The sequence below is a fragment of the Lichenibacterium ramalinae genome, from assembly GCF_004137085.1.
Classification (GTDB): domain Bacteria; phylum Pseudomonadota; class Alphaproteobacteria; order Rhizobiales; family Beijerinckiaceae; genus Lichenihabitans; species Lichenihabitans ramalinae.
The window spans coordinates 70,814-94,492 of record NZ_QYBC01000002.1; the positions used below are offsets into that span (position 1 = coordinate 70,814).

The following is a 23,679-nucleotide window of genomic DNA, read 5'->3' on the forward strand; positions in this document are numbered from 1 at the left end:
GCGAAGCCGCTGGCGACGCCCGGTGCGAAGCCCGTTGCCAAGCCCCTTGCCGCTCCGGGCGAAGGCGCCTTAAATCGCGCCTCCGAACAAGCAACAGCGACAGAGCCATGCCCGCCCTCAGCCTCGACAGCGCCTCAACCTTGCCGCGGGACGGCACAGCCGGCGCCCTCGCGGGCCGCATCTGGCGGCCCGACATCGGCGGCCCCGCCGTGGTGGCGGTGCGGGAGGACGGGCTGCACGACATCACGGCGCAGTTCCCGACGATGCGCGACCTCGCCGAAACCCCCGAACCGGCCCAAGCCCTGCGGGCCGCCGCCGGCGAACCCGTCGGCACCCTCGACGCGGTCCTCGCCAACACGGTGCCGGACGGGCGCGACCCCGGCCGGCCCTGGCTGCTGGCGCCGGTCGACCTCCAGGCCGTGAAGGCCGCCGGCGTCACCTTCGCGGTGTCGATGCTGGAACGCGTCATCGAGGAGCGGGCGCGCGGCGACCACGCCGCGGCGGCCGGCATCCGGGCCGAGATCGTGGCGCTGGTCGGCGAGGACTTCTCGAAGCTCCGCCCCGGCTCCGACAAGGCCATGCGGCTCAAGGCGGCGCTGATCGCGCGCGGCGCCTGGTCGCAATATCTCGAGGTCGGCATCGGCCCCGACGCCGAGATCTTCACCAAGGCGCAGCCCATGGCGGCCGTCGGCACGGGCGCCGACGCCGGCCTGCACCCCTCCTCCGCCTGGAACAACCCCGAGCCCGAGGCCGTGCTGGTCGTGGCCTCGGACGGGCGGATCGTCGGCGCCACGCTCGGCAACGACGTCAACCTGCGCGACGTCGAGGGCCGCTCGGCGCTGCTGCTGGGCAAGGCCAAGGACAACAACGCGTCCTGCGCGCTCGGCCCGTTCCTGCGCTTGTTCGACCCCACCTTCACGCTCGACCACCTGCGCGCCATGGAGATCGCCCTGACGGTGGAGGGGCCGGAGGGCTACAGGCTCGACGGCGGCTCCTCGATGAGCAAGATCAGCCGCGACCCCGCCGACCTCGCCGCCGAGATGATCGGCCGGAACCACCAATATCCCGACGGGGCCGTGCTGTTCCTCGGCACGCTCTTCGCACCCGTCGAGGATCGCGCGGCACCCGGCCAGGGCTTCACCCACGCGGTCGGCGACATCGTCACGGTGGCGGCCCCCGAGCTCGGCAGCCTGCGCAACCGCATGAAGCTTTGCGCCGATTGTCCGCCCTGGACCTACGGCACCAGCCACCTCATGCGCCACCTGGCGGGCCGCGGCGTCCTGTGACGCCCGGCCAGCCCCGACAGCCCACGTCCGGAGGACCCATGGCGAACGACGGTCTCGTGCTCGTATCGGGCGAAGCCCTGGTCGACCTCATCCCCAAGGGCGACACCACCTATGAAGCGGTGCTGGGCGGCTCGCCGTTCAACACCGCCATCGGCCTCGGGCGGCTCGGCGTGCCGACCGGCTATGCCGGCCGCCTGTCGAGCGACGCCATGGGCGACGACATGCTCCGGGAACTCGGGGCCTCCGGCGTCGATGCGGGCTTCTCGCTGGTGGATCCGCGCCCCTCCCCCCTCGCCTTCGTGACGCGCGGCACCGCCGCGACGGGCTCGCGCTATAGCTTCTACCTCGGCGCCACCGCCTATGACGGTCCCTCGCCGCTGGCGGCGGATTGGTCCAGGACCGCCGCCCACCTCCACATCGGCTCCTTCTCGGCGACCGACGGCGCGCTGGGCGAGGCGGCCCTCGCGGCGCTGCAGGGCGCGGGCGGACGCGCCACCACGAGCTACGACCCCAACATCCGGCCCTTCGTGGTGCCGCCGCGGGCCGAAACGCTGCCCATGGTCGAGGCCCGGGTGAGGCTCTCCACCTACGTCAAGGCCAGCGAGGAGGACTTCGACTGGCTCTACCCCGGCACGCCGCCCTCGGAAACGGCGGCCCGCTGGGCCGGCCTCGGCCCGAAGCTCGTTGTCATGACGCGCGGCGGTTCGGGCGCCGAGGCGCATTTCCGCGGCGAGCGGATCGTGCAGCCGGCCCCGGCGATCGACGTCGTCGACACGGTCGGGGCGGGCGACAGCTTCATGGCGGCGCTGCTCGCCGCCATGGCGCGGGACGGGGCGCTCGGGGGCAGCGGGCGCGAGCCGGGCGAGGGGGAGGTCGGCCGCTGGCTGCTCTTCGCCATCGCGGCCGCCGCCATCACCTGCACGCGGCAGGGCGCCCAGCCGCCGACGCGCGCCGAGGTCGACAGGGTGCTGGGCCAAGGCTGACGGCAGCACCCGCGGCGGCAGCACCCGCAGCGGCAGCACCCGTGGCGGCCGGCCGCGTCGTCGGGCGCATCCTCGCCTCCGCTCGCGTCCCGGCACGGTGTCCCCGATGTCGGGCAGGAGCCGGTGGATTGAAGGCAGGACCGCCCAGCCCGGCCCGGCTGGGCGGAGGCCGTGGAGGGACGATGCGCAGAATGTGCTCAATTCAAAGTTTGAGCTTCGGGCGCGGGCCGATGCTGCATCGATACTGTCCAGATCGGAAGACTTCGCAACCATAGACTCGGGTCGACTCCGCCCTGACCGCATCTCTAGTTGTTTCTTCACGCCCCGCCCCGATGATGGCGCATCGAAAAGCGCCGACGGCGTTCTGGACGAGAGGAGAGTGCCGTGCCGAAGAAGACCGCATCCGCGGCGCGACCGAGGGTGCCGGCGCCGCGCGTCGGCGACAAGCCTGCCGGCAAGGTGGCCCGTGCCGAACTCCGGCATCGCACGAAGCTGCGGGAAGGCCGACTGCTGCGGCTGGACCGATCGGTGATCGCGGAATGCCTGTTCTACGACATCTCGCTCCACGGCGCCTGCGTGAGACTGCCGGCGGACATCCCGGTGCCCCGCAGGCTGCTGGTGCTCGACGGCCGTTCGGAAGCCCTGGTCCCGGCCGAGCTGCGCTGGCGCAAGGACTGCCACATCGGCCTCTTCATCACCGACGGGATCGCCGCCTGGGGCTGACGCATCGGCGGGACGACGGCGCCGGTCAGCCCAGCGCCGCCGCCAGCGGGTTCGGCGCCGGCGCATCGGCTTCGGGCGCCGTCACCAGCGCGTCGGGGATGTCCCAGCCGTGCGGGGCCGGCCCGCCCCGGGCCCAGTCGAGCAGTTCCACCGTGTGGACGACCGGGATGTCGGTGCCGATGCCGATCTGCGTCATGCAGCCGATGTTGCCGGCCGCCACCGCCACGGGCGCCAGCTTGGCGATGTTGGCGACCTTCCTGTCCCGGAGCCGGTCGGCGAGTTCGGGCTGCAGCAGGTTGTAGGTCCCGGCCGAGCCGCAGCAGATGTGGCCTTCCGGCACGTCCCGCACCGCGAAGCCCGCCTCCTTGAGAAGGCGCTTCGGCAGGTCCGTGATCTTCTGCCCGTGCTGCATCGAGCAGGCGGAATGGTAGGCGAGCGGCCCCTTGAGGGTGCGGAGCGGGGCGGACAGCTCCAGCGTGGCGAGATATTCCGTCACGTCCCGGGCGAGCGCCGCCACGCGGGCGGCCTTCTCGGCATAGGCGGGGTCCTGGCGCAGCATGAAGCCGTAGTCCTTCACGGTCGTGCCGCAGCCCGACGTGGTGATGAGGATGGCGTCGAGGCCCTCGCCCTCGATCTCGCGCGTCCAGGCGTCGATGTTGGCCTTGGCGGCGGCATGGGCCTCGCCCTCGCGCCCCATGTGGTGCACCAGGGCGCCGCAGCAGCCCTCGCCCCGCGGCAGCACCACCTCGACGCCGTGCGCCGTGAGCAGCCGGATGGCCGCCTCGTTGATGGTCGGCCGCAGGACCTGCTGGGCACAGCCGGTGAGGATCGCCACCCGGCCGCGGCGCCCCCCTCCGGCGGGCGACGCCGTGGCGGCGATCGTGTCGCCCGGGCGATACCGCGCCTTCGGCAGCGGCCGCGTCGGCGACAGCTTGAGGCTGGCGGCGAGCCGGGCCCCGAAGCCGGGCAGGCGCGCCACCAGCGGCCCGAAGGGTCGGCCCAGCCGGGCCGCCATGAGGGCGGCGCGGAACCGGCCGCGGTGCGGCAGCACGCGGGCGTAGAGGTCGCGCAGGCGCCGGTCGGCCGGCGGCCGCACGTAGGTGTCCTGGATATGGGCCCGCGCGTGGTCGACGAGGTGCATGTAATGCACGCCCGACGGGCAGGTCGTCATGCAGCTGAGGCACGAGAGGCAGCGGTCGATGTGCTTGACGACCTCGGGCGTGGCGGGCTTCCCGCCCTCGAGCATGTCCTTGATGAGGTAGATGCGGCCGCGCGGCGAATCGAGTTCGTCCCCGAGCAGCAGGTAGGTCGGGCAGGTCGCCGTGCAGAAGCCGCAGTGGACGCAGGTCCGCAGGATCTTCTCGGATTCGCGCGTGGCGGCATCGGCGAGGCGGTCGGGGGCGAAGCGGGTCTGCATGGGACGGCCCTTGGCGGCGGGATGCGCTTTGTTTCCCGCGACGCTAGTCCAGATCGGGGCACGGTGGAATCGCGACATGACGCGGCCCGCCGAACATATGACGCATGGCGGCGCCCCGCCCGCGGTTGCGCGCCCCCCGCCGATGTGGTTTTGAAAGAAGCGCGGGCCCGTCGACACACGACGCCGGTGGACCCCGTGCGAGCCGCTTCGGCAACGTACCGGGTGCGGCGAAAGGGAGCGGCGATTCGATGCGACAGTACGGTTGGGTTCGGACCTGCTCGGCGGCCATCCCGGCGCTCCTCGTGATGGCCTCGCCGATGCTGCTGGCGATGGCCGGCACGGCCTTGGCGGAGGACGGCATCGGCCATCCGGTGCCGGGCCAGTACGGTTTCCAGGTCGGCGTCACCGACATCGCCCGCGAGATCCACGGCTTCTACGACGACCTGCTCTTCCCCATCATCACCGTCATCAGCCTCTTCGTCATGGTGCTGATCGGCATCTGCGTGGTGCGGTTCAACGAGAAGGCCAACCCGGTCCCCTCCAAGACGACCCACAACGCCGTCCTCGAGGTGGCCTGGACCATCGTCCCGGTGCTGATCCTCGTCGTGATCGCCATCCCGTCGTTCCGCCTGCTCACCCGGCAGCTCGAACTGCCCAAGCCCGACATCACCATCAAGGCCACCGGCAAGCAGTGGTACTGGTCCTACGACTATCCCAAGGACCAGGACGGCGGCTTCGGCTTCGATTCGACCCGCCTCGAGGAGAAGGACGCCAAGAACACCCCGGACTTCATCAACCTCCTGTCGGTCGACAACGAGGCCGTGGTGCCGGTGAACAAGAACATCCAGGTCGACGTCATCGGCGCCGACGTCATCCACGGCTTCGTCGTTCAGTCCCTCGGCGTGCGCATCGATGCCGTGCCGGGCCGCCTCAACTCGACGTGGTTCCGCGCCGACCGCGAGGGCATCTACTACGGCCAGTGCTCCAAGCTCTGCGGCAAGGACCACGCCTACATGCCCATCGCCATCCGTGTCGTGAGCCAGCCGGCCTACGCGGCCTGGCTGCAGGACGCCAAGAAGAAGTTCGCCCAGAACGGCCTCGTGCCGCTCGACGGGACCGCGCCCGTCCGCCTCGCCGACGCCGCCGATCCGCGCTGATCCCCCGACCCCGCCGGAGCCAAAGATCCAGATGGCCACGACCGCAACCGCCGCCCACGGGGACCACGCGCTGCCGCACGGCTGGCGCCGCTACCTGTATTCCACCAACCACAAGGACATCGGCACCCTCTACCTCATCTTCGCGATCTTCGCCGGGACGGTGGGGGCGGTGATGTCGCTGATGATCCGCATCCAGCTCATGAACCCCAACTGGCACTTCATGGGCCACATGGCGGAATGGGTCGGCCAGGCCGACGCCTCGACCATGGTCGACGCCGGCAAGAACCTCTACAACGTGCACATCACCATGCACGGGCTGATCATGATCTTCTTCATGGTCATGCCGGCGCTGATCGGCGGCTTCGGCAACTGGTTCGTGCCCATCATGATCGGCGCGCCCGACATGGCGTTCCCGCGCATGAACAACATCTCCTTCTGGCTGCTACCCTTCTCCTTCCTGCTGCTGATGATCTCCATGCACGTGGAGGGCGCCCCCGGCATGAACGGCTTCGGCGGCGGCTGGGTGATGTATCCGCCGCTCTCGTCCAACGTCGGCCACCCCGGCCCCGCCATGGACTTCGTCATCCTGGCGCTGCATCTGGCCGGCGCCTCGTCGATTCTCGGCGCCATCAACTTCATCACCACCATCTTCAACATGCGCGCCCCGGGCATGACGCTGCACAAGATGCCGCTCTTCGCCTGGTCGGTGCTGGTCACGGCCTTCCTGCTCGTGCTGTCGCTGCCGGTCCTCGCCGGCGCCATCACCATGCTGCTGACGGACCGCAACTTCGGCACCGCCTTCTTCGACCCGTCGAACGGCGGCGATCCGCTGCTGTTCCAGCACCTGTTCTGGTTCTTCGGTCACCCCGAGGTCTACATCCTGATCCTGCCGGCCTTCGGCATTATCAGCCATATCGTGTCGACCTTCTCGAAGAAGCCCGTCTTCGGCTACCTCGGCATGGCCTATGCCATGGTGGCGATCGGCGTGGTGGGCTTCGTGGTCTGGGCCCATCACATGTACACGGTGGGCATGTCGCTGGACACGCAGCGCTACTTCGTCTTCGCCACCCTGGTGATCGCGGTGCCGACCGGCATCAAGATCTTCTCCTGGATCGCCACCATGTGGGGCGGCTCCATCTCCTTCAAGACGCCCATGCTGTGGGCCGTCGGCTTCATCTTCCTGTTCACGGTCGGCGGCGTCACCGGCGTGGTGCTGGCCAATGCCGGCGTCGACCGCGCCCTCCACGAGACCTACTACGTGGTGGCCCACTTCCACTACGTGCTGTCGCTCGGCGCCGTGTTCGCGCTCTTCGCCGGCTTCTACTACTGGTTCCCGAAGATGTCGGGCTACATGTACAACGAGCGCCTGGGGCAGATCCATTTCTGGATCATGTTCGTGGGCGTCAACGTGACGTTCTTCCCGCAGCACTTCCTCGGCCTCGCCGGCATGCCGCGACGCTACGTCGACTATCCCGACGCCTACGCGCTGTGGAACAAGGTGTCGTCGGCCGGCGCGGTGCTGTCCGTGGCCTCCATCGCCCTGTTCCTGTTCATCGTCTTCGAAGCCTTCGCGCGCAAGCGCGTCGCCGGCGACAACCCCTGGGGCTCGGGCGCCACGACCCTGGAATGGACGCTGTCGTCGCCCCCGCCCTTCCACCAGTTCGAGACCCTGCCCCGCATCACGGGCCACGACCATTGACCCCGCGGCCGGGATGCCCTTCCTCGCGAAGGCGTCCCGGCCCCGGCGGCGCGGATGCGCCGAAACGCCTGGGAACTTCGGCGAGAACCGAACCGTCCCGCTTGCATGGATGCTGACCGCATGACGATGTTGACCGAGCCGGCCGGCCGCTCCGACGGAGCCCTCGCCGGCTCGCTCGCCCTTCCCGGCGACTATTGGGAGCTGCTGAAGCCCCGCGTCATGTCGCTGGTGGTCTTCACGGCTCTGGCCGGGCTCGTCGTGGCACCCGGCCACGTCCATCCCGTGGTGGCGCTGGTCAGCCTGCTCGCCACGGCCGTCGGGGCCGGCGCCTCGGGCGCGCTGAACATGGCCTACGAGGCCGATGTCGACGCCCTGATGAAGCGCACCAGCGGGCGGCCGATCCCGACCGGCCGGGTCACGTCGGGCGAAGCCTATGCGTTCGGCGGCGTCCTGTCGGTCGTCTCGGTGATGATGATCGGCATCGCGGCCAACTGGCTCTCGGCCGCGCTGCTGGCCTTCACCATCGTCTTCTACGCGCTGATCTACACGGTGTGGCTCAAGCGGGCGACGCCGCAGAACATCGTGATCGGCGGCGCCGCCGGCGCCCTGCCGCCGATGATCGGCTATGCGATCGTCACCAACAGCGTGACGCTGGACAGCTTCATCCTGTTCGCCATCATCTTCGTGTGGACGCCGCCGCATTTCTGGGCCCTGGCGTTGCTGAAGTCGGAGGACTACGCGAAGGCCGGTATCCCCATGATGCCCATCGCCAAGGGCACGGCCCGCACCCGGCTGGAGATCCTGCTCTACACGATCGTGCTGGTCCCGCTGGCGATGATGCCCTGGGTCACGGGGCTGGCCGGTGCCGTCTATGGCGCGGTGGCGCTGGTCAGCGGCGCCGTCATGATGTGGCTGGCCTGGCGCTGCTACAGCGTAAGGGTGGGGCCGGAGGCCGACAAGGCGGCGCGCAACCTGTTCGCCTTCTCGATCCTGTACCTGTTCCTGCTCTTCGCCGTGCTGCTCGCCGAACGCGGCCTGGCACTGGCCGCCCACCTCGGCCTGTGACGCCGTGGCCGTCCCGAAGGATCGCGGCATCGTCCTGTCGCCGGCCCAGCAGCGCAGCCGGCGGGCCCGCAACGTCGCCATCGGTCTCATCATCGGACTGCTCGTGATGATCGTCTACGCCCTCACCATCGCCAAGCTCGGCAGCCATGTCGGCGACAGGGCGCTGTAGCGTGACCGACCCCAACGCCATCCCCCGCGCCGCCCACCACCGCCGCACCGCCCTGGCGGTGTTCGGTATGGCGGTCGTGATGCTGGGCCTCGCCTATGCGGCCGTGCCGCTGTACCGCGTCTTCTGCCGGGCGACGGGCTACGGCGGCACGCCGCAGGTCGCCACCGCCGCGCCGGCGGCGCGTGGGGCCCGCACCCTGAACGTGCGCTTCGACGCCAACGTGGCGCCCGGCCTGCCCTGGAAGTTCGAGCCCGAGACGCCCGAGATGACGGTCCGCACCGGGCAGACCGTGACGGTGTTCTTCAAGGTCCGCAGCACTGCGGCGCGCGACACCGCCGCCAACGCGCAGTACAACATCACGCCCGACATCGGCGGGTTCTATTTCAACAAGATCGCCTGCTTCTGCTTCGACGAGCAGCACCTCGGGCCGAACGAGACGGCGGAACTGCCGGTCGTGTTCTTCCTCGACCCGAAGCTCGAAGCCGACCCGACCATGGCGGACGTGCAGAGCCTGACGTTGAGCTACACGTTCTTCGCCGCCAAGGCCGGTGCGACTGCCGCCAAGGCGGCCGCGAACGCAGCCCCCGACGCGACGCCACCCCGCAAGCTGTGATCCACCCCGCGGCCCCGTCCCGGCCGTGATCTCAGGCCGGCACGGCGTCCATTCCGCGCCGCAGGGCCGTTGCCGCAGGCGGAAGGCCCGGCTAAGATCCAGCCGCAAGCGAACGTCGGCATCAGCGTGCGGCAGGCGGTGGCCGGCCCACGTGAGCTCTCAAATGCGGGCCTGTCCACAGGCTCTAGACCGGCGATGATGGACGAGGCGGCCCCTGGCGGGCGCACCCGAGGGGAAGACGCGATGGCCGACGGACACGCCAAGCCGAATCACGACTATCACATCCTGCCGCTGAGCCCCTGGCCCTTCACGGGCTCGCTCAGCGCCTTCGTGATGGCGATCGGCGGCATCGCCTGGATGAAGCACATGCCGCTTCTCGGGGCGCCCATCGGCCCCTACGTCTTCGGTGCGGGCCTGCTCGGCGTGCTCTACACCATGCTGTCCTGGTGGAGCGACGTCATCCAGGAAGCCAAGCAGGGCGACCACACCCGCGTCGTGCAGATCTCGCTGCGCTACGGCATGATCCTGTTCATCGCCTCCGAGGTGATGTTCTTCGTCGCCTGGTTCTGGGCCTATTTCGACGTCAGCCTGTTTCCCGGCTTCGCCCGCCAGTTCCTCCGGACCGAGTTCACCGGCGGGCACTGGCCGCCGAAGGGCGTCTCGACCATCGACGCCTTCCACCTGCCGCTGTTCAACACGCTGATCCTGCTGACGTCGGGCACCACCATCACCTGGGCCCACCACGCCATGCTGCTCGGCGACCGGGCCTCGGTGAAGCGCGCGCTCGTGCTCACCGTGCTGCTCGGCCTGCTCTTCACCGGCGTGCAGGTGTCCGAATACATGGATGCGCCGTTCGCGTTCCACAACAACGTCTACGGCTCGACCTTCTTCATGGCCACGGGCTTCCACGGCTTCCACGTCATCATCGGGACGATCTTCCTCGCCATCTGCCTGATGCGCGCCAATGCCGGGCAATATACGCCGCGCCGGCACCTCGGCTTCGAGTTCGCCGCCTGGTACTGGCACTTCGTCGACGTCGTGTGGCTGTTCCTGTTCGTCGCCATCTACGTCTGGGGGTCGTGGGGCGTCGCCACGACCGGCGCGGCGGGCTGAGCCCCGGCCGGCGCATCCGCGACGACGGGCGGCGCGCCGTGTCGTCGAACCCGGGGGCTCTTCGCCATGACGATCGGTGACGGTGCTGCGGTGTCGCCGGCCTCGGCCGCCATGGCGGGGCGCTGTCCGCGTTGCGGGCGGGGACGCCTGTTCCGCAGTTTCCTCGACATCGCCGAGCGCTGCGATGCCTGCGGCCTGTCCTACGCCTTCGCCGATGCCGGGGACGGGCCGGCCGTGTTCGTCTCCTTCGCGGCCCTCATCGTCGTCGTCGCCCTGGCCCTGGTGATCGATGCCGCCTACGAGCCCCCGATATGGCTGCTGATGCTCATCATCCTGCCGCTGGTGCCCATCCTGTGCCTGGGGATGCTGCGGCCCATCAAGGGCCTGATGATCGGGCTGCAATATCGCAACAAGGCCGGCCAGGGTCGGATCGGGCTTTGACGGCCGCCGGGGTGCCGGCCCGGGAGGCCCGGTCGCGCTGGCTCTCCCTCGTCCTCCCCGGCCTGCTGGCGGCGGCGGTGGCGACGGCGCTGGTGGGCCTCGGCCTGTGGCAATTGCAGCGCCTCGCCTGGAAGGAGGCGCTGATCCGCACCGTGGCGGAGCGCACCGTGGCACCCCCCGTGCCCTTGCCCGCGCGGCGCGACTGGCCCGGGCTCGACCCCGCCACCTACGAATACCGCCGCGTCGCCGCCACAGGCCGGTTCGACCATGCGGCCGAGGTGCATGTGTACCGGCCCCTCGTCGAGGCCCGCGGTCCCTTCCACGGGGTCGGCGACCTCGTGCTGACGCCCTTCCACCTCGCCGGCGGCGGCACCGTCGTGGTCAACCGCGGCTTCGTGCCGGAGGCGCGGCTCGACCCCGCCACCCGCGCCGCCGGCCAGGTCGCGGGCGACGTCACCATCACGGGGCTGATGCGCTCGCCCCAGACCCGCAACGGCTTCACGCCCGCCGACGACCCGGTCCGGAACCAATGGTTCACGGTCGACCCGGAGGCCGTCGCGGCGCGGTTCGGCATCGCCGATGCCGCGCCCTTCGTCATCGACGAGGACGCCGGCCAGGCTCCGGGCGGCCTGCCGCAGGGCGGCGAAACGGTGCTGGAGTTCCCGAACAGCCACCTGTCCTACGCGCTGACCTGGTTCGGCCTCGCGGCGGCTCTGTTCGGCGTCTTCGCGGTCTTCGCCTGGCGCCGCCTCCGCGACGGGTGACGCGCGGCGGAGGTGCGGGTGGCGGCCGGCTCGGGCGACGACGTCACAGGGTCGGGGGCGGCTCCCCCGCGAGGATCGAGCGCGCCATCTCGGCGACCAGCAGGGCGGGCAGGTCGATGCCGCCGAGCTTCCAGGTCAGGCCCACGAGATGCATGTGGACGCCATATTGGTCGTCGACGCCGTGGCCGCCGTCGATGGGGATGACGAAATCCTTGATCTGGTCGAAGTACGATCCCGTCACGGCGGCCAGCAGGTGGTCGTCGAGCAGCGTCGAGAAGTCCGGCAGGTCACCCTTCACGGCGATGGGCCGGCCGCCGAGGTCGACCTGGGCGATGCGGCCCTTCGACAGCAGCGCCATGATGTTGTCCGGGGTGAGCAGTTGCGCCACGTAGGGATCCGCCACCGTCGTCACCGCCGCGCCGGCCACGCTGCGCCCGAAAGCCCCCATCTTCTTGCCCTTGCCGGACACGTCGAGGTATGCGGCGGCGATCTGCCGGGCCAGCGAGCGACGAAGCCCGTCGACGTCGACGCGCTCGAACACCTGCCCGGCATCCCCACCCCGGGCGGTGCGGGCGAGTTGCGCCGCCCCGACGAGCGGCCAGGCCCAATAGGCGAGGCCCACCACCACGACCGCACCCACGATCATCAACCATCGGCGCATCGGCCTGTTCTCCAACGTTTCGGGCCGGTCCTTGCCCGCCGCATGTGGAGGAAACATGGCTGACGCCCGCTCGGCCCCGCCCCGCTTCGTCGCGCTCGACGCGCTGCGCGGCGCCGCGCTCTGCGGCATGGTCGTCTATCATGCGGCCTGGGACCTGTCGGCGCTCGGCTGGCCCTTGCCGCCGCCATCCGCCTCGCCCGGCTGGACGCTGCTGGCCGACACCGTTGCGGGCACCTTCCTGCTGCTGTCCGGCGTCGGTCTCGCGCTGGCGCGGCCCAAGGGCACGGGCTTCGCGCTCCGGCGCCTCGCCGCGCTGGCGGCGGCCGGCCTCGTCGTCACGGCGGCGAGCCTCGTGGTGGCGCCCGAGGCACCCATCGTCTTCGGCATCCTGCAATGCATCGCGGTGGCGAATGCCCTGGCGCTGCCGCTGCTGGGGCGGTCCGTGGCGTCGCGGCTGGGTCTGGCCGCCGCCGCCGCCCTGGCGCCCGCCCTGGCCCGCTCGGCGTCCCTCGCCACATGGCCGGCTGCCGCCCTCGACCGATGGCCGGGCGCCGCGCTGGGGCTGGGAACGGCCCTGCCCCGCACGCTCGACTACCGGCCCCTGCTGCCCTGGCTGGCCCTGGTGCTGCTGGGGACAGTGCTGGGCGACGGCATGGCCCGCCGCTCGCCCGGGGGGCGACCCGGGCGGCCGCCGAAGGGTCCGGTGCCGGCGCTCGCCCGGCTGGGCCGGCACAGCCTCGCCGTCTACATGCTGCACCAGCCGATCCTCTACGGCGTGCTGATGGCCGTCTCGCCAGGCGCGGCGGCGCGGCCGGAGGCCGGCGAGGATCCGTTCCTGATGCAGTGTCGGGCAGACTGCGAGGCGGCGGGCGCGGCACCGAAGCTCTGCCTCGCGGCCTGCACCTGCACGACGATGCGGGTGGCGGCGGAAGCGAGAGGCGCCTCGCACACCGCGGGCGAAACCCCGCGGCTCACCGGGCCGCACCTCGACGCCATCGCGCGCGCGTGCCGGGCATCGCCGGGATGACGCGACGCCAGACGGCGGATCGACTCCCGATCAGGCCTCGATCAGGTTTTGGCGCCCTGCTCCTCGAGCTGCTTCATCAGCGCCAGGAACCGGTCGGGGATGGGCTGCTTCACGACATCGTCATAGACCGCACGCAACTGCCGACCGATATAGGCCTGCACGTCCGTGGTGCCGGGCCGGGCGCCATCGGCGGCACCTTCGGCATCCGACCGGCCGGCCTCGGGGGAGGCGGACAGATCCTGGTTCGGCGCCGGAAGACGCTCGTTCTCGTTGTCTGGGTTCATCGTCGATCCACTCGCCCTCGCCCGCTCGGTGCCGCGGCTTGCGATCCGGCAGGCTGCAGACTAGTCTCAGCGCCACCAAAAAAGGCCGCCGATCTTCGGATCCGCTGCGGCCGTCGCGGTTCGAGAACGCCGCGTCGAATTTAATGTTCCCATGTCGGAAACTATTTTCGCAGTCGGGCGTTATCTAGCGCAGCGTTCCATGCTCCGCGTCGATGGACTGAGGTTAGAATGTCGATTTCACAGGCGATCGCCCCGCATCTCCCGCAGTTGCGGCGGTTTGCGCGGGCCCTGACGGGCAGCCAGAAGGGCGGCGATGCCTATGTGGTCGAAACGCTCGAAGCCATCGTGGCGGACCCGGGCAACCTCGACGTCGGCGCCGACGTGCGCTGCAGCCTCTACAAGCTTTTCCTCAACCTGTGGCGTTCGGTCGCCGTCAACACCCTGACCGACACGTCGGCCACGTCGGCGGACGAGATCGGCACGACACGCCGGCTCGAAGCCATCTCCATCATGCCGCGCGTGGCGCTGCTGCTGACTGCGCTGGAAGGCTTCGACATCCACGAGGTCGCCCGCACGATCGATTGTTCGGTCGACGAGGCGAAGCGCCTGCTGGAAAGCGCCAACAGCGAGATCGCCGAGCAGATCTCGACCGACGTGCTCATCATCGAGGACGAGCCGCTCATCGCCCTCGACCTCCAGAACGTCGTCGAGGACCTCGGCCACAAGGTGGTCGACGTGGCGCGCACGCATCGTGAAGCCTTGAAGGCCGTCCAGCATCACCAGCCCGGCCTGATCCTCGCCGACATCCAGCTCGCCGACGGCTCTTCCGGGCTCGAAGCCGTCAACGAGATCCTCGGCGCCTTCGAAGTGCCGGTGATCTTCATCACGGCCTATCCCGAGCGCTTCCTCACCGGCGCGCCGCCCGAGCCCGCCTTCCTCATCGCCAAGCCCTTCTCGGTCGAGACGCTGCGGGCCGTGATCAGCCAGGTGCTGTTCTTCGACCGCAAGTCACACCGCCGCGCCGCGAGTTCCGCCGCCGCCGCCCGCGCCTGACGCCGCTCCCCGTCGCGGGGGCGGCTTCGAAGGGCTCCGGCCCGCGATGCCGGACCGTCTCCACGCGCCGGATCTTCTCCACAAGCCAGGCTGCGTTTTCCGCAGCGATGTCGGGGTGCCGCGGGGCACCCCAGGTTCTTTCGGCCGAGTCCCGAGTCTATAGTCGGGGCAAGGGTGATTCGACTGCACGCTGCACACCGTCCTCGCGGCGGGCGGCACGGTCGGATGGAAGAGGAGAGCGTGGGGCAAGGCCCTGTCGCTACCCTCGCCGCCCAAAGCTCGATGAGTACCCCGCATGTCGCTTCTCGCCTTCGAACCACCCCGCGCCGAACATCCCGTGGACGTCGTCGAACGCCTCGCCGCGATGCGGGAATGGTCCTTCGACCGGGACGACGAGGACGAGATCTCCATCTCGGTCGAGGGCGCGTCGGCCGATTACCACGTGGCCTTCACCTGGTTGTCGGACCTCGAAGCGCTGCACGTCGGCTGCGCCTTCGACCTCAAGGTGCCGGACCGGCGCCGCACCGAGATCCAGAGCCTGATCGCCATGATCAACGAACAGCTCTGGATCGGCCATTTCGACCTGTGGAGCCGCGAACACGTCGTCATGTTCCGGCACTCGCTGCTCATGGCGGGCGGGGCGGACCCCGACGGGCGGCAGTGCGAGGCCATCCTCAAGATGGCCGTCACCGCATGCGACCGCTATTTCCAGGCGTTCCAGTTCGTGCTCTGGGCCGGCAAGAGCGCCCGCGACGCGCTCGATGGCGCCATGTTCGAAACCCAGGGCGAGGCTTGATCCGGCCCGACGCTGCCCGAACCCGGCGAGGCCCGCCATGACCGACGTCCCCGACACCGATCCGCCGAACGCCCGCCTGTCGACGACCCGACCATCCGGGACCGATGCGTCCGACGCGCGCGACACCGTCCTGCTGGTCGGGGCGGGCCGCATGGGCGGCTCCATGCTGGAAGGCTGGCTGGCCCAGGGCGTCAGCGGCGGGCGCATCGCCGTGTCGGACCCCCAGCCGTCGCCGGCCCTCACGGCCCTCTGCCGCGCAGGCGGAGTGGCGCTCAATCCGCCGGCCGTCCACCCGGTCGACACGCTCGTACTCGCCATCAAGCCCCAGGCGCTGGAGGCCAGCGCCCCCGCCATCGCCTCGTGGGCCGGCCCCGGCACCGCCGTCGTGTCGATCCTGGCCGGCCGCACCCTCGCCGACCTCGCGGCCCGGTTCCCGCGCGCCGCCGGCTGCGTGCGCGCCATGCCGAACCTGCCGGCCTCGGTCGGCCGTGGCATCACGGGCTTCGCTTCGGACGGCCGCCTGTCGCCCGAAGCGGTGCTGCGGGCCGAACGCTGGCTCGGCGCCGTGGGCCGCGTGGAGCGCCTCGCCCACGAGGGCGAGATCGACATGGTCACGGCGGTGTCGGGCTCCGGCCCCGCCTACGTGTTCCTTCTGGCCGAAGCCCTCGCCCGCGCCGGCGAGCGGCTGGGCCTGTCGCCGGACCTCGCCGCCCGCCTCGGGCGCGCCACCGTGGAGGGGGCGGGCGAACTGCTGCATCGCCAGCCCGATGTCCCGCCCGCCACCTTGCGGCAGAACGTCACTTCGCCGGGCGGCACCACGGCCGCCGCCCTGGCGGTGCTCATGGCCGACGACGCGCTGGGACCGTTGCTCGACCGCGCCGTCGAGGCCGCGTTCCGGCGGGCCCAGGAACTGTCGCGCTGAACCGCGACGCCGCGCCGGCTCCCCGCCCCGCGGCGCGACATCGCCCCCGTAGCGGTTTGGTCCCGGCGGTTCCGGCGCTACATGAGCGGGACCGGGACCGGCACGGTCCCCCCGGGCACGGCGCCCGGCCGTCATCGACCAGGAGCACCATGATGATCCCCGACGCGCGCAGCACCGGCGGTTCCGAGCCCGACGCCCCACCCGCAGCCGCCCGGCCCGCGCCTTCCGTCAAGGACAGGATCATCGAAGCCCTGATGGAGCTTTCGGCCGAGCGCGAGTGGGACGATTTCGGCCTGACCGACGTCGCGACCCGGGCCGGCGTCTCGCTGTCGGAGTTCCGCGACGCCTTCCCGTCGAAGGGGGCGGTGCTGGCCGGCTTCGCCCGCCGCATCGATCACGTGGTGCTGGGGCAGGAGAACCAGACCCTCGCCGACGAGGCCCCGCGCGAGCGCGTGTTCGACGTGCTGATGCGGCGTCTCGACGCCATGGCGCCCTACAAGCTCGGGCTGCAGGGCATCATGGAGCACGTGCGCCGCGATCCGCTCACGGCGGCGGCGCTCAACGGCGTGGTCCTCAACTCGATGCGCTTCATGCTGGCGGCCGCCGGGGTCGACGTCGAGGGCAACATGGCGGCCCTGAAGCTGCAGGGCCTCGTGCTGGCCTGGGGCCGGGTGCTCGACGTCTGGTTCGAGGACGACGATGCCGGCCAGGCCCGCACCATGGCGGCCCTCGACCGGGAACTGTCCCGCGGCGAGACCTGGGTGGCCCGGCTCGACGACTTCGACCGGCTGGTGTCGCCGCTGCGGATCATGGGCCGTGCCATGATGGACGCACGGCGCCGCTCGCGCGAGCGCAAGCCGACCGTCAAGCCCGTGCCGACCGACGATCTCGACGCCGGGATCGCGCTCTGATGGCGGCACCCTCGCCCGAACCGGTCGCCGAGCAGGTCTCCTACGAGGATTTCCGCCGCATCGACATCAGGGTCGGGACGGTGGTGGAGGCGGAACCTTTCCCGGAAGCCCGCAAGCCGGCTCTCAAGCTCGTGATCGACTTCGGCCCCGGTATCGGCCGCAAGCGGTCCTCGGCGCAGATCACCCGCCACTACGACCCCGCCGCCCTGGTGGGGCGCCAGGTCTGCGCCGTGGTCAACTTCAAGCCGCGCCAGATCGGCCCCTTCATGTCCGAGGTGCTCACGCTGGGCTTCCCGGACGCCGATGGCGAGGTGGTTCTGGGCGTGCCCACCCTGCCCGTGCCGGACGGTGGACGGCTGTTCTGAAGCGGGCGGCTTCGGCCGGTGCCGGAGGCCCTGCCTTGATTCCGGGCCATTCTTCCTCGAAGAGGAGGCCCGGCGCGGACGAGCGCGCGGCGGCCGGCCCGGGCTCGCCTTGACGCTCGCTCCGCAGTTCCGATAGACGTTCCGGCGCAATCGTCCCGCCCGGAACGCGTCGGGTCCACGAGTTCGCGGAGCCAGGATGCGCAGTACCGAAGCCTTGCCGGCCCTCCAGGCGGCCTCATCTCCCGAGCGGCCGTGGGTCCGGGAATGGCGGCTGGCAGCCCTGGACCTGGCGCGCTGCTTCCGCGGCTGGCACGTCTGGGCGTTGCTCGGCGTCAGCGACATCCGCCTGCGCTACAAGCGGTCTCGCTTCGGCCAGTTCTGGATCACGCTGAGCATGGCCTTCTTCGTGGCCGGCATCGGTGCCGTCTACGGCGGCCTGTTCCACCAGAACATCCACGAATACATCCCCTACCTCGCCGTCAACATGACCATCTGGACGTTCATTTCGACGTCCATCTCGGAAAGTTGCAGCGCCTTCATCGAGGCCGCGCCCTACCTGCGCCAGGAAGCCTTGCCGAAATCCACCTTCATCATGCGGGTGCTGGTGCGCAACATGATGGCCTTCGGCCACAACATCATCATCATCCCGCTGGTCTTCATCGTCTTCCTCTATGCCCCGAGCCCCGTGGCCCTGCTGGCCATCCCGGGCCTTCTCCTGGTCCTGGCCGGGGTCTTCGCCGCGTCGATCAGCCTGGCGCTGCTGTGCACGCGCTTCCGCGACATGCCGCAGATCGTCGGCAACCTGCTGCAGCTCGCCTTCTTCGTCACGCCCATCATGTGGCACGTCGAGCAGCTCGGCCCGAACGCCTACTACATCAAGGTCTTCAATCCCTTCGCGTCCTTCCTCCGCGTCGTCTCCGAGCCGCTGCTCGGCCACGTCCCGGCCCCGGAAACCTACGGCACCGTGCTGGTCGCGCTCTGCGTGCTCAGCCTCATCGCCTGGCCGGTCTTCGCCAAGTTCCGCTCCCGCATCGTCTATTGGTTGTAACCGAGGGTCCCTGACGTGGCTTCCATCGAACTCGTCGATGCTTCGGTCGAGATCCCGATCTTCAACTCCCGGGGACGCTCGCTGAAGACGACGCTGATCCGCCGCGTCGGCGGGCAGGTCGAGGCCAACGACCGCGACGTCGTCACCGTGAAGGCCCTGCGCCGCATCAGCCTGTCGCTGAAGCCCGGCGACCGGCTCGGGCTGGTGGGCCACAACGGCGCCGGCAAGTCGACCCTGCTGCGGGTCTTCGCCGGTTCCTACGAGCCGTCGGCCGGCCGCGCCGACATCGCCGGCACGGTGTCGTCCCTCATCGACATGGAGATGGGGATGGATGCCGAGCTGACCGGGGCCGACAACATCATCCAGCGCGGCGTGTTCCTCGGCATGTCGCTGAAGGAGGCGCGGCGCGCCATCCCCAAGATCGCCGATTTCTCCGAACTCGGCCCCTATCTCCACCTGCCGATGCGGACCTACTCGTCCGGCATGCGGATGCGCCTGGCCTTCGCCACCTCGACGACGCGCCACCCCGACATCCTGCTCTTCGACGAGATGATCTCCTTCGGCGACGCCGGCTTCGCGACCCGGGCCAAGGCCCGGCTCGACGCCATGATGGACAATGCCAAGATCCTGGTGCTGGCCTCGCACGATGTCGGCTCGCTGCGGTCCTACTGCAATCGGGCCGTGCTGCTCGAAGCCGGCACCATCGTGGCCGAGGGGTCGGTCGACGACGTCTGGGACCGCTACATCCGGGGCGTGGACGAGACCGCGACGCCCGTCGTCGACACGCCCGAGGACGAGGAGGTGGACGAGGGCGACAAGCCGGAGTTCGCCGCCCAGGACATCGCATCGGCCGACGTGAGGGCCTGATGGCGCGATCGCGGCGGGATCTCATGCTGCTGGCACGCAAGATCACCTCCGCCGCCGCCATGTTGCGCATCCATGGCCTGTCCGAGACCGCCGACCTCGCGCGCATCCGGGCCCGCGAGGCCTACGTGGCGCATCGGCCGGTCCCGGCCGACCCGGCCCGGCGGGCCCGCCTTCTGTCGGCGACCTTCAACCGGAACAGCCTCCTCACCGCCGTGACGGTGGCGCCGGACGACCTCGCCGGGTGCCGCGACGCCGTGCTGGCGCCCTACATGCGCCACCGGTTCGCCGAAGCCGCCGCGGCGGCGGGCCGGCTCGCCACCCTGACCCCGCTCGAGACGGCCGTGCTGGCCGACGGCCTGCTCGGCACCTGGGACTTCGCCGCCATCGCCGCCGCCCTGCCGGCCTGGACCCGCACCGTGGCGGGGACGCCCTTCGCCCGCCGCATCGACCAGACCGGACGTCGCGCGGCGCTACGGCTCGGCCGCCTCGCCGAGGCGGCGCGCGACATCGAGCGGATCGGCGACGACGTCGGCAGCCTCGTGCTGCGGGGCGACGTGCTGGACGCGGTGGGGCGGCTCGACGAGGCCGGCCCCGCCTACGAGGCGGCGATCGGGCGCGACGGCACGGACCCGGACGCACGCCAGGGCTACGCCTTCCACCTGTTGAAGCGCGGCCGGATCCGCGACGGGCTGGCGAGTTGGAGCGCCGCCGACGCCCTGCTCGGCACCTACCCGCTCCGCCGGCATCGCCCGCATTGGACCGGAGCGGCGCTCGGGCGGCGGCGGCTGATGGTGCTGTTCGAGCACGGCCTGGGCGACATGCTCCAGGTCGCGCGCTTCCTGCCGCGCCTGCTGGCGCGCGCGCCCGACGCCACCATCCTGGGCCGCGTGCCGGCGCCGCTGCTGGGCCTCATGGCGCGCAGCTTTCCCGAGATCCGTTTCGTGTCCGAGGACGCGCGCGAGCCCGATTACGACGTCTTCGTCCCCTCCATGCAGCTCGCCGCCGTCCTCGAAGCCGAGGACCTCGCGCCGCGCGGCCGCTACATCGACCTCGGCCCGCCGGCGCCCCGCCCCGCGGGCGACCGGCCGCGGATCGGCATCTGCTGGCGGGGCCACCCCCGCCAGTACGAGCACACGCGCTCGATCCCGCTCGATACCTTCGCGGCGCTGTTCGGCCGGCGCGACGTCGACTTCACGGTGCTGCTGAACCGCCTCACACCGGAGGAGGCGGCGCGCCTGGCCCGCGAGGACCATGTGGCGGTGCCGTCCATCCGCGACTTCGTCGACCTCGCCGCGCTGGTGGCGTCCTGCGACCTCGTCGTGTCGGTCGACACCGCCGTGGTGCACCTCGCCGGCGCCGGGGGCGCACCGACGCTCCTGCTGTCGCGCCCCGATTCCTGCTGGCGCTGGGGGGCGGCGGGGCCTGTCGGGCCCTGGTACGACAGCGTCGAAGTGCTGCGCCACGACGGCGACATGGATTGGCCGCGCCTGCTGGGGACGGCGGCGGATCGCATCCGCGCGCGCTGCCGCGCCCCGGCCCTGGTGTGACGGCGCCGGACAGGGGGGCGGAGGGGCCCTGGCGGGTCTCGCCGCAGTTCCGCGTCGCCGTCCTGACCGGGATCGGCGACCTCGGCGGGGCGGCGGCGGCGGCGCGACTGACCGGAAGCCTTACCGGGGCCGGCCTTCCCCTGGCGGAAGCCCGCGCGGTGCCGCCCGGCGGCCTCGGGGCGGCGTTGAAGCGGGCCACCGCAGCGGGCATGGACCTTCTAGTGGTCGAAGCCCGAACGGTGCTGTCGGCGCAGGCGGCGGCCGAACTGCGCCGCGTCGCCGACCTCGACCCCATGGTCGCCGCCGCCGTGCCGCGCTTCGCCGCCGTGCCGGGGCCGCCGCACCCCGGCGCCGCACCGGCGCTCGATTACGGCCTGCTGCCCGACGCCCGCGCCACCTACATCAAGGCATCGGCCCTGGCGCTCGTCGCCGGCAACGCGCCCGCCGCCGACGGGCCCGACGACCTCGTGGCACCCCTGCTCGCCCTGAACCGCCTGGGGTTCCGCGTCGCCGTGGCGGGACGGGCCGAGGCCCTGCATCCGGACGGGCCCGCCATGGCGGCACCCGATACGATCCCCGCCGCGTGGCGCCCCGCCCTGCTGCGTCAGCGGGCCGCCGCGCCGGCCCGGGCCGACGCGCTGATGCGCGGGCTGGAGCCGGGCGCCGACGGGCGGCTCAGGGTGGCGTTCGACCTCAGCCATGCCGGGCCGGGACACAGCGGCACCACCGGTCTCGCCCGTGCGCTCGTGGCCCGCGCCGCGGCGCGGTGGGCCGACCTCGCCCTCACGGTCGTCGCCACCCCGGAAGCCTTCGCGGCCCATTTCGCCGACCTCGGGCCGGTCGTGACGCGGGCCGATCCGGCAGACCGCGACGTCTACGCGGCGCTGATCCGCCTGGGCCAACCCTTCCTGTGGCGCGAGATCGACGCGGCGGTGCGGCGGGCGCCCGTGCTGGTCCTGGTGCTGCTCGACACGATCGGGTTCGACTGCCAGCGCGACGCGCCGGACGAACTCGACGCGCTGTGGCGCTTCTGCCTGGCCCAGGCGGACGGCATCCTCTTCAACAGCGGCTTCACGGCGCGCCAGTTCGCGCGCCGCTTCGACCCCCCGGCCTGTCCCGCCGCCATCTCGCTCCATTCGCTGGCGCTGGCCGATTACCGGCTCGGGCCCGTGCCGGACGCGCCGCGTGACGGCACCGTCCTGGTCATCGGCAATGCCATGCCGCACAAGCGCCTGCACGAGACCGCCTCGGCCCTGGCTCGGGCGGGACTCGCCCGCCCCGTCGCGGTGCTGGGGCTGCCCCCCGGGGCCGTGCCGGGGGTCGACGCCCGCCCATCGGGCGGCATCACGGCGGCCGAGATGACGGCGCTCTACGGAGCGGCGCGGGTCGTGGTCTATCCGTCGGTCTACGAGGGCTTCGGCTTTCCCATCCTCGACGCCCTGGCGCATCGCCGGCCCATCCTGGTGCGCGACCTGCCGCCCTATGCCGAGATCGCCGGGGGGCTGCCCGAGCGGGCCAACATCCACGTCTTCTCCGACGAGGCAGACCTGCTGCGCCGCTTGGCCGATCCTCCGACCTGGAGCGAGGTGCGGGCGGACGGGCCGGCGCGCGACTGGGACGATGCCACCGACGACCTCCGCGCCACCCTGGACCGCGCCATCGCCGGCGCCGACAGGGCTCGGGTGGTCCGCCGTATCGATGCGCTGCGCGGCCGAATGAGCTACATGCGGGCCCGGGCCTTCGGCGACGCCGAGGGTGCCGACGACCTCGACCGGCTGGCCTGGCTGTCGGGCCGCCTGGTGCAGGGCGGCGTGCTCTGGCTGGGCCGCCATATCCCGGGCACCCGCGCCCTGCTGGCCGCCGCCCACCGCGGCCTCGACCGGCTGAAGCGGGCGAGCGGGCGGTGACGCGCCTGCGCGACCGGTTGCCGCGCCGGCTCCGGAGCGCGCTGGGCACGGCCGGCCGCCGGGGCTTCTCCGCCCTGGCCGGACCGTTCCAGCCGTCCGTGCCGGCCGGGCGGATCCTGGCGCTCTGCCATTGCCACCACGCCGACCTCGTGCCGGAACTCGCCGCCTGCCTGCTGGCCCTGCCCCGCGGCGCGGCCGTGCACGTGTCGTCGAGCGACCCCGACGTCTTCGCCGCCTGGGAGCCCTTCCGCGGCCGGTCGCGCGCGGCGATCGCATTCTATGCCGTGGAGAACCGCGGCCGCGACCTCCTGCCCTTCTTCACGCTGGCCGGCCGGCTCGCCATCGCCCCCGACGCCGCCGTGCTGAAGATCCACGGCAAGCGCAGCGCCTATTCCGACCAGGGCGAGTGGTGGCGGCGGGACACGTTGCGCGGCCTGCTGCCCGGCCCCTTCGCGGCGGCGCGCGCCCTGTCGCGCTTCGACGCCGACCCCCGCCTCGCCCTGCTCGGCGCGCCGGGTTCCTTCATCGCCAACCCGGCCTATTGGGGCGGCAACCGCCCCGAGGTCGGCCGCTTGATGGGGGGCGTCGCCGGCCTCGCGATCGCCGACACGGACCTCGCCTTCATCGCCGGCACCATGTTCTGGATGCGCGGCGGCTTCCTGTCGGCGCTGCTGCCCCACGTCGACGCGAGCCTGTTCGAGCCCGAGCCCATCGCGCGGGACGGGACGCACGCCCATGCGCTGGAGCGGGTCATCGGCATGGCGGCCCTGGCCTGGGGGTGGCACATCGGCGAGACCGACGCCGCGGCCCCGTTGACGCGCGAAGCGGCGCGCCACCGGACGGTGCCGTACATCTGAGAAA

Annotated in this window: 25 protein-coding genes; 22 read left to right on the forward strand and 3 right to left on the reverse strand. The window is 71.5% G+C overall.

Features of this window, described 5'->3' with window-relative positions:
* Positions 1 to 107 precede the first annotated feature (107 nt).
* The 3 genes from D3272_RS02590 to D3272_RS02600 all read left to right on the forward strand — a co-directional run bounded on the left by D3272_RS02590 (position 108) and on the right by D3272_RS02600 (position 2,992).
* Positions 108 to 1,286, forward strand: a complete 1,179-nt coding sequence (locus tag D3272_RS02590) for a fumarylacetoacetate hydrolase family protein (protein WP_129217531.1) — start codon at positions 108 to 110, stop codon at positions 1,284 to 1,286.
* Positions 1,287 to 1,324: 38 nt separating this feature from the next.
* The gene (locus D3272_RS02595; protein ID WP_129217532.1) at positions 1,325 to 2,269 is read left to right on the forward strand and encodes a PfkB family carbohydrate kinase; all 945 of its coding nucleotides are present in this window, start codon (positions 1,325 to 1,327) and stop codon (positions 2,267 to 2,269) included.
* Positions 2,270 to 2,653: 384 nt separating this feature from the next.
* Positions 2,654 to 2,992 carry a hypothetical protein gene (locus tag D3272_RS02600; protein WP_129217533.1) on the forward strand — a complete coding sequence of 113 codons (339 nt, stop codon included), beginning with the start codon at positions 2,654 to 2,656 and terminating at the stop codon, positions 2,990 to 2,992.
* Between the two features lie 25 nt (positions 2,993 to 3,017).
* On the opposite strand, the gene glcF is transcribed toward D3272_RS02600, so the two are convergent.
* Complete coding sequence (gene glcF, locus D3272_RS02605) at positions 3,018 to 4,409, reverse strand: glycolate oxidase subunit GlcF (protein ID WP_129217534.1); 1,392 nt, start codon at positions 4,407 to 4,409, stop codon at positions 3,018 to 3,020.
* Between the two features lie 248 nt (positions 4,410 to 4,657).
* Between glcF and coxB the strand changes: the two genes are divergently transcribed.
* From coxB to D3272_RS02640, 8 genes are all read left to right on the forward strand, one after another.
* Positions 4,658 to 5,566, forward strand: a complete 909-nt coding sequence (gene coxB, locus D3272_RS02610; protein WP_129217535.1) for a cytochrome c oxidase subunit II — start codon at positions 4,658 to 4,660, stop codon at positions 5,564 to 5,566.
* Positions 5,567 to 5,597: 31 nt separating this feature from the next.
* Entirely contained in the window at positions 5,598 to 7,265 is a 1,668-nt protein-coding gene (gene ctaD, locus D3272_RS02615; protein ID WP_129217536.1) for a cytochrome c oxidase subunit I, read from the forward strand.
* A gap of 120 nt (positions 7,266 to 7,385) precedes the next feature.
* On the forward strand, positions 7,386 to 8,330 hold the full coding sequence (locus tag D3272_RS02620; protein WP_129217537.1) for a heme o synthase: 945 nt from the start codon (positions 7,386 to 7,388) through the stop codon (positions 8,328 to 8,330).
* A gap of 4 nt (positions 8,331 to 8,334) precedes the next feature.
* Positions 8,335 to 8,499 (forward strand): hypothetical protein, encoded by a 165-nt coding sequence (locus tag D3272_RS27115; RefSeq protein ID WP_165361185.1) that lies wholly within the window; start codon positions 8,335 to 8,337, stop codon positions 8,497 to 8,499.
* A gap of 1 nt (position 8,500) precedes the next feature.
* On the forward strand, positions 8,501 to 9,112 hold the full coding sequence (locus tag D3272_RS02625) for a cytochrome c oxidase assembly protein (RefSeq protein ID WP_245496346.1): 612 nt from the start codon (positions 8,501 to 8,503) through the stop codon (positions 9,110 to 9,112).
* A 243-nt stretch (positions 9,113 to 9,355) separates the two neighbouring features.
* The gene (locus D3272_RS02630) at positions 9,356 to 10,225 is read left to right on the forward strand and encodes a cytochrome c oxidase subunit 3 (protein ID WP_129217539.1); all 870 of its coding nucleotides are present in this window, start codon (positions 9,356 to 9,358) and stop codon (positions 10,223 to 10,225) included.
* Positions 10,226 to 10,291: 66 nt separating this feature from the next.
* Complete coding sequence (locus D3272_RS02635; RefSeq protein WP_129217540.1) at positions 10,292 to 10,666, forward strand: DUF983 domain-containing protein; 375 nt, start codon at positions 10,292 to 10,294, stop codon at positions 10,664 to 10,666.
* Positions 10,663 to 11,430 carry an SURF1 family protein gene (locus tag D3272_RS02640; RefSeq protein WP_207210121.1) on the forward strand — a complete coding sequence of 256 codons (768 nt, stop codon included), beginning with the start codon at positions 10,663 to 10,665 and terminating at the stop codon, positions 11,428 to 11,430. Before D3272_RS02635 ends, D3272_RS02640 begins: the two co-directional genes overlap by 4 nt.
* Positions 11,431 to 11,473: 43 nt before the next feature.
* Here the strand turns inward: D3272_RS02640 and D3272_RS02645 are convergent, their stop codons facing one another.
* Positions 11,474 to 12,091: a DUF2939 domain-containing protein gene (locus D3272_RS02645; protein ID WP_165361186.1), complete on the reverse strand. Its 618-nt coding sequence runs from the start codon at positions 12,089 to 12,091 to the stop codon at positions 11,474 to 11,476.
* A gap of 55 nt (positions 12,092 to 12,146) precedes the next feature.
* Here D3272_RS02645 and D3272_RS02650 point away from each other — a divergent pair, with 55 nt between their 5' ends.
* Positions 12,147 to 13,118 carry a heparan-alpha-glucosaminide N-acetyltransferase gene (locus D3272_RS02650; protein ID WP_129217542.1) on the forward strand — a complete coding sequence of 324 codons (972 nt, stop codon included), beginning with the start codon at positions 12,147 to 12,149 and terminating at the stop codon, positions 13,116 to 13,118.
* 41 nt (positions 13,119 to 13,159) lie between these two features.
* On the opposite strand, the gene D3272_RS02655 is transcribed toward D3272_RS02650, so the two are convergent.
* A complete protein-coding gene (locus D3272_RS02655; RefSeq protein ID WP_129217543.1) occupies positions 13,160 to 13,402 on the reverse strand; it encodes a NepR family anti-sigma factor in 243 nt (80 codons plus the stop codon).
* 228 nt (positions 13,403 to 13,630) lie between these two features.
* Here D3272_RS02655 and D3272_RS02660 point away from each other — a divergent pair, with 228 nt between their 5' ends.
* The 10 genes from D3272_RS02660 (at position 13,631) to D3272_RS27125 (ending at position 23,675) form a co-directional block, all read left to right on the forward strand.
* The gene (locus D3272_RS02660; RefSeq protein WP_129217544.1) at positions 13,631 to 14,455 is read left to right on the forward strand and encodes a response regulator; all 825 of its coding nucleotides are present in this window, start codon (positions 13,631 to 13,633) and stop codon (positions 14,453 to 14,455) included.
* A gap of 295 nt (positions 14,456 to 14,750) precedes the next feature.
* Positions 14,751 to 15,251: a type III secretion system chaperone family protein gene (locus D3272_RS02665; RefSeq protein ID WP_129217545.1), complete on the forward strand. Its 501-nt coding sequence runs from the start codon at positions 14,751 to 14,753 to the stop codon at positions 15,249 to 15,251.
* 37 nt (positions 15,252 to 15,288) lie between these two features.
* Entirely contained in the window at positions 15,289 to 16,173 is an 885-nt protein-coding gene (gene proC / locus D3272_RS02670) for a pyrroline-5-carboxylate reductase (RefSeq protein ID WP_129217546.1), read from the forward strand.
* Between the two features lie 149 nt (positions 16,174 to 16,322).
* Positions 16,323 to 17,084, forward strand: a complete 762-nt coding sequence (locus D3272_RS02675) for a TetR/AcrR family transcriptional regulator (protein WP_245496347.1) — start codon at positions 16,323 to 16,325, stop codon at positions 17,082 to 17,084.
* Positions 17,084 to 17,449 (forward strand): tRNA-binding protein, encoded by a 366-nt coding sequence (locus D3272_RS02680; RefSeq protein ID WP_129217547.1) that lies wholly within the window; start codon positions 17,084 to 17,086, stop codon positions 17,447 to 17,449. The genes D3272_RS02675 and D3272_RS02680 overlap by 1 nt, the downstream gene beginning before the upstream one ends.
* 196 nt (positions 17,450 to 17,645) lie before the next feature.
* Entirely contained in the window at positions 17,646 to 18,497 is an 852-nt protein-coding gene (locus tag D3272_RS02685; RefSeq protein ID WP_129217548.1) for an ABC transporter permease, read from the forward strand.
* 15 nt (positions 18,498 to 18,512) lie between these two features.
* A complete protein-coding gene (locus D3272_RS02690; RefSeq protein WP_129217549.1) occupies positions 18,513 to 19,364 on the forward strand; it encodes an ABC transporter ATP-binding protein in 852 nt (283 codons plus the stop codon).
* A complete protein-coding gene (locus tag D3272_RS02695; RefSeq protein ID WP_129217550.1) occupies positions 19,364 to 20,911 on the forward strand; it encodes a glycosyltransferase family 9 protein in 1,548 nt (515 codons plus the stop codon). The genes D3272_RS02690 and D3272_RS02695 overlap by 1 nt, the downstream gene beginning before the upstream one ends.
* Positions 20,908 to 22,818, forward strand: coding sequence for a glycosyltransferase family 4 protein (locus tag D3272_RS27120; RefSeq protein WP_165361187.1), 1,911 nt, complete (start codon positions 20,908 to 20,910; stop codon positions 22,816 to 22,818). The genes D3272_RS02695 and D3272_RS27120 overlap by 4 nt, the downstream gene beginning before the upstream one ends.
* Entirely contained in the window at positions 22,815 to 23,675 is an 861-nt protein-coding gene (locus D3272_RS27125; protein WP_165361188.1) for a rhamnan synthesis F family protein, read from the forward strand. Before D3272_RS27120 ends, D3272_RS27125 begins: the two co-directional genes overlap by 4 nt.
* The last annotated feature ends 4 nt before the right edge of the window (positions 23,676 to 23,679 follow it).

What these genes read in the sequence shown, in the direction of transcription:
- D3272_RS02590 (WP_129217531.1), top strand. Translation starts at nt 108, where the DNA reads ATGCCCGCCCTCAGCCTCGACAGCGCCTCAACCTTGCCGCGGGACGGC.
- D3272_RS02595 (WP_129217532.1), top strand. Translation starts at nt 1,325, where the DNA reads ATGGCGAACGACGGTCTCGTGCTCGTATCGGGCGAAGCCCTGGTCGAC.
- glcF (WP_129217534.1), bottom strand. Translation starts at nt 4,409, where the DNA reads ATGCAGACCCGCTTCGCCCCCGACCGCCTCGCCGATGCCGCCACGCGC.
- coxB (WP_129217535.1), top strand. Translation starts at nt 4,658, where the DNA reads ATGCGACAGTACGGTTGGGTTCGGACCTGCTCGGCGGCCATCCCGGCG.
- ctaD (WP_129217536.1), top strand. Translation starts at nt 5,598, where the DNA reads ATGGCCACGACCGCAACCGCCGCCCACGGGGACCACGCGCTGCCGCAC.
- D3272_RS02620 (WP_129217537.1), top strand. Translation starts at nt 7,386, where the DNA reads ATGACGATGTTGACCGAGCCGGCCGGCCGCTCCGACGGAGCCCTCGCC.
- D3272_RS02630 (WP_129217539.1), top strand. Translation starts at nt 9,356, where the DNA reads ATGGCCGACGGACACGCCAAGCCGAATCACGACTATCACATCCTGCCG.
- D3272_RS02635 (WP_129217540.1), top strand. Translation starts at nt 10,292, where the DNA reads ATGACGATCGGTGACGGTGCTGCGGTGTCGCCGGCCTCGGCCGCCATG.
- D3272_RS02645 (WP_165361186.1), bottom strand. Translation starts at nt 12,091, where the DNA reads ATGCGCCGATGGTTGATGATCGTGGGTGCGGTCGTGGTGGTGGGCCTC.
- D3272_RS02650 (WP_129217542.1), top strand. Translation starts at nt 12,147, where the DNA reads ATGGCTGACGCCCGCTCGGCCCCGCCCCGCTTCGTCGCGCTCGACGCG.
- D3272_RS02655 (WP_129217543.1), bottom strand. Translation starts at nt 13,402, where the DNA reads ATGAACCCAGACAACGAGAACGAGCGTCTTCCGGCGCCGAACCAGGAT.
- D3272_RS02660 (WP_129217544.1), top strand. Translation starts at nt 13,631, where the DNA reads ATGTCGATTTCACAGGCGATCGCCCCGCATCTCCCGCAGTTGCGGCGG.
- D3272_RS02665 (WP_129217545.1), top strand. Translation starts at nt 14,751, where the DNA reads ATGTCGCTTCTCGCCTTCGAACCACCCCGCGCCGAACATCCCGTGGAC.
- proC (WP_129217546.1), top strand. Translation starts at nt 15,289, where the DNA reads ATGACCGACGTCCCCGACACCGATCCGCCGAACGCCCGCCTGTCGACG.
- D3272_RS02675 (WP_245496347.1), top strand. Translation starts at nt 16,323, where the DNA reads ATGATGATCCCCGACGCGCGCAGCACCGGCGGTTCCGAGCCCGACGCC.
- D3272_RS02680 (WP_129217547.1), top strand. Translation starts at nt 17,084, where the DNA reads ATGGCGGCACCCTCGCCCGAACCGGTCGCCGAGCAGGTCTCCTACGAG.
- D3272_RS02685 (WP_129217548.1), top strand. Translation starts at nt 17,646, where the DNA reads ATGCGCAGTACCGAAGCCTTGCCGGCCCTCCAGGCGGCCTCATCTCCC.
- D3272_RS02695 (WP_129217550.1), top strand. Translation starts at nt 19,364, where the DNA reads ATGGCGCGATCGCGGCGGGATCTCATGCTGCTGGCACGCAAGATCACC.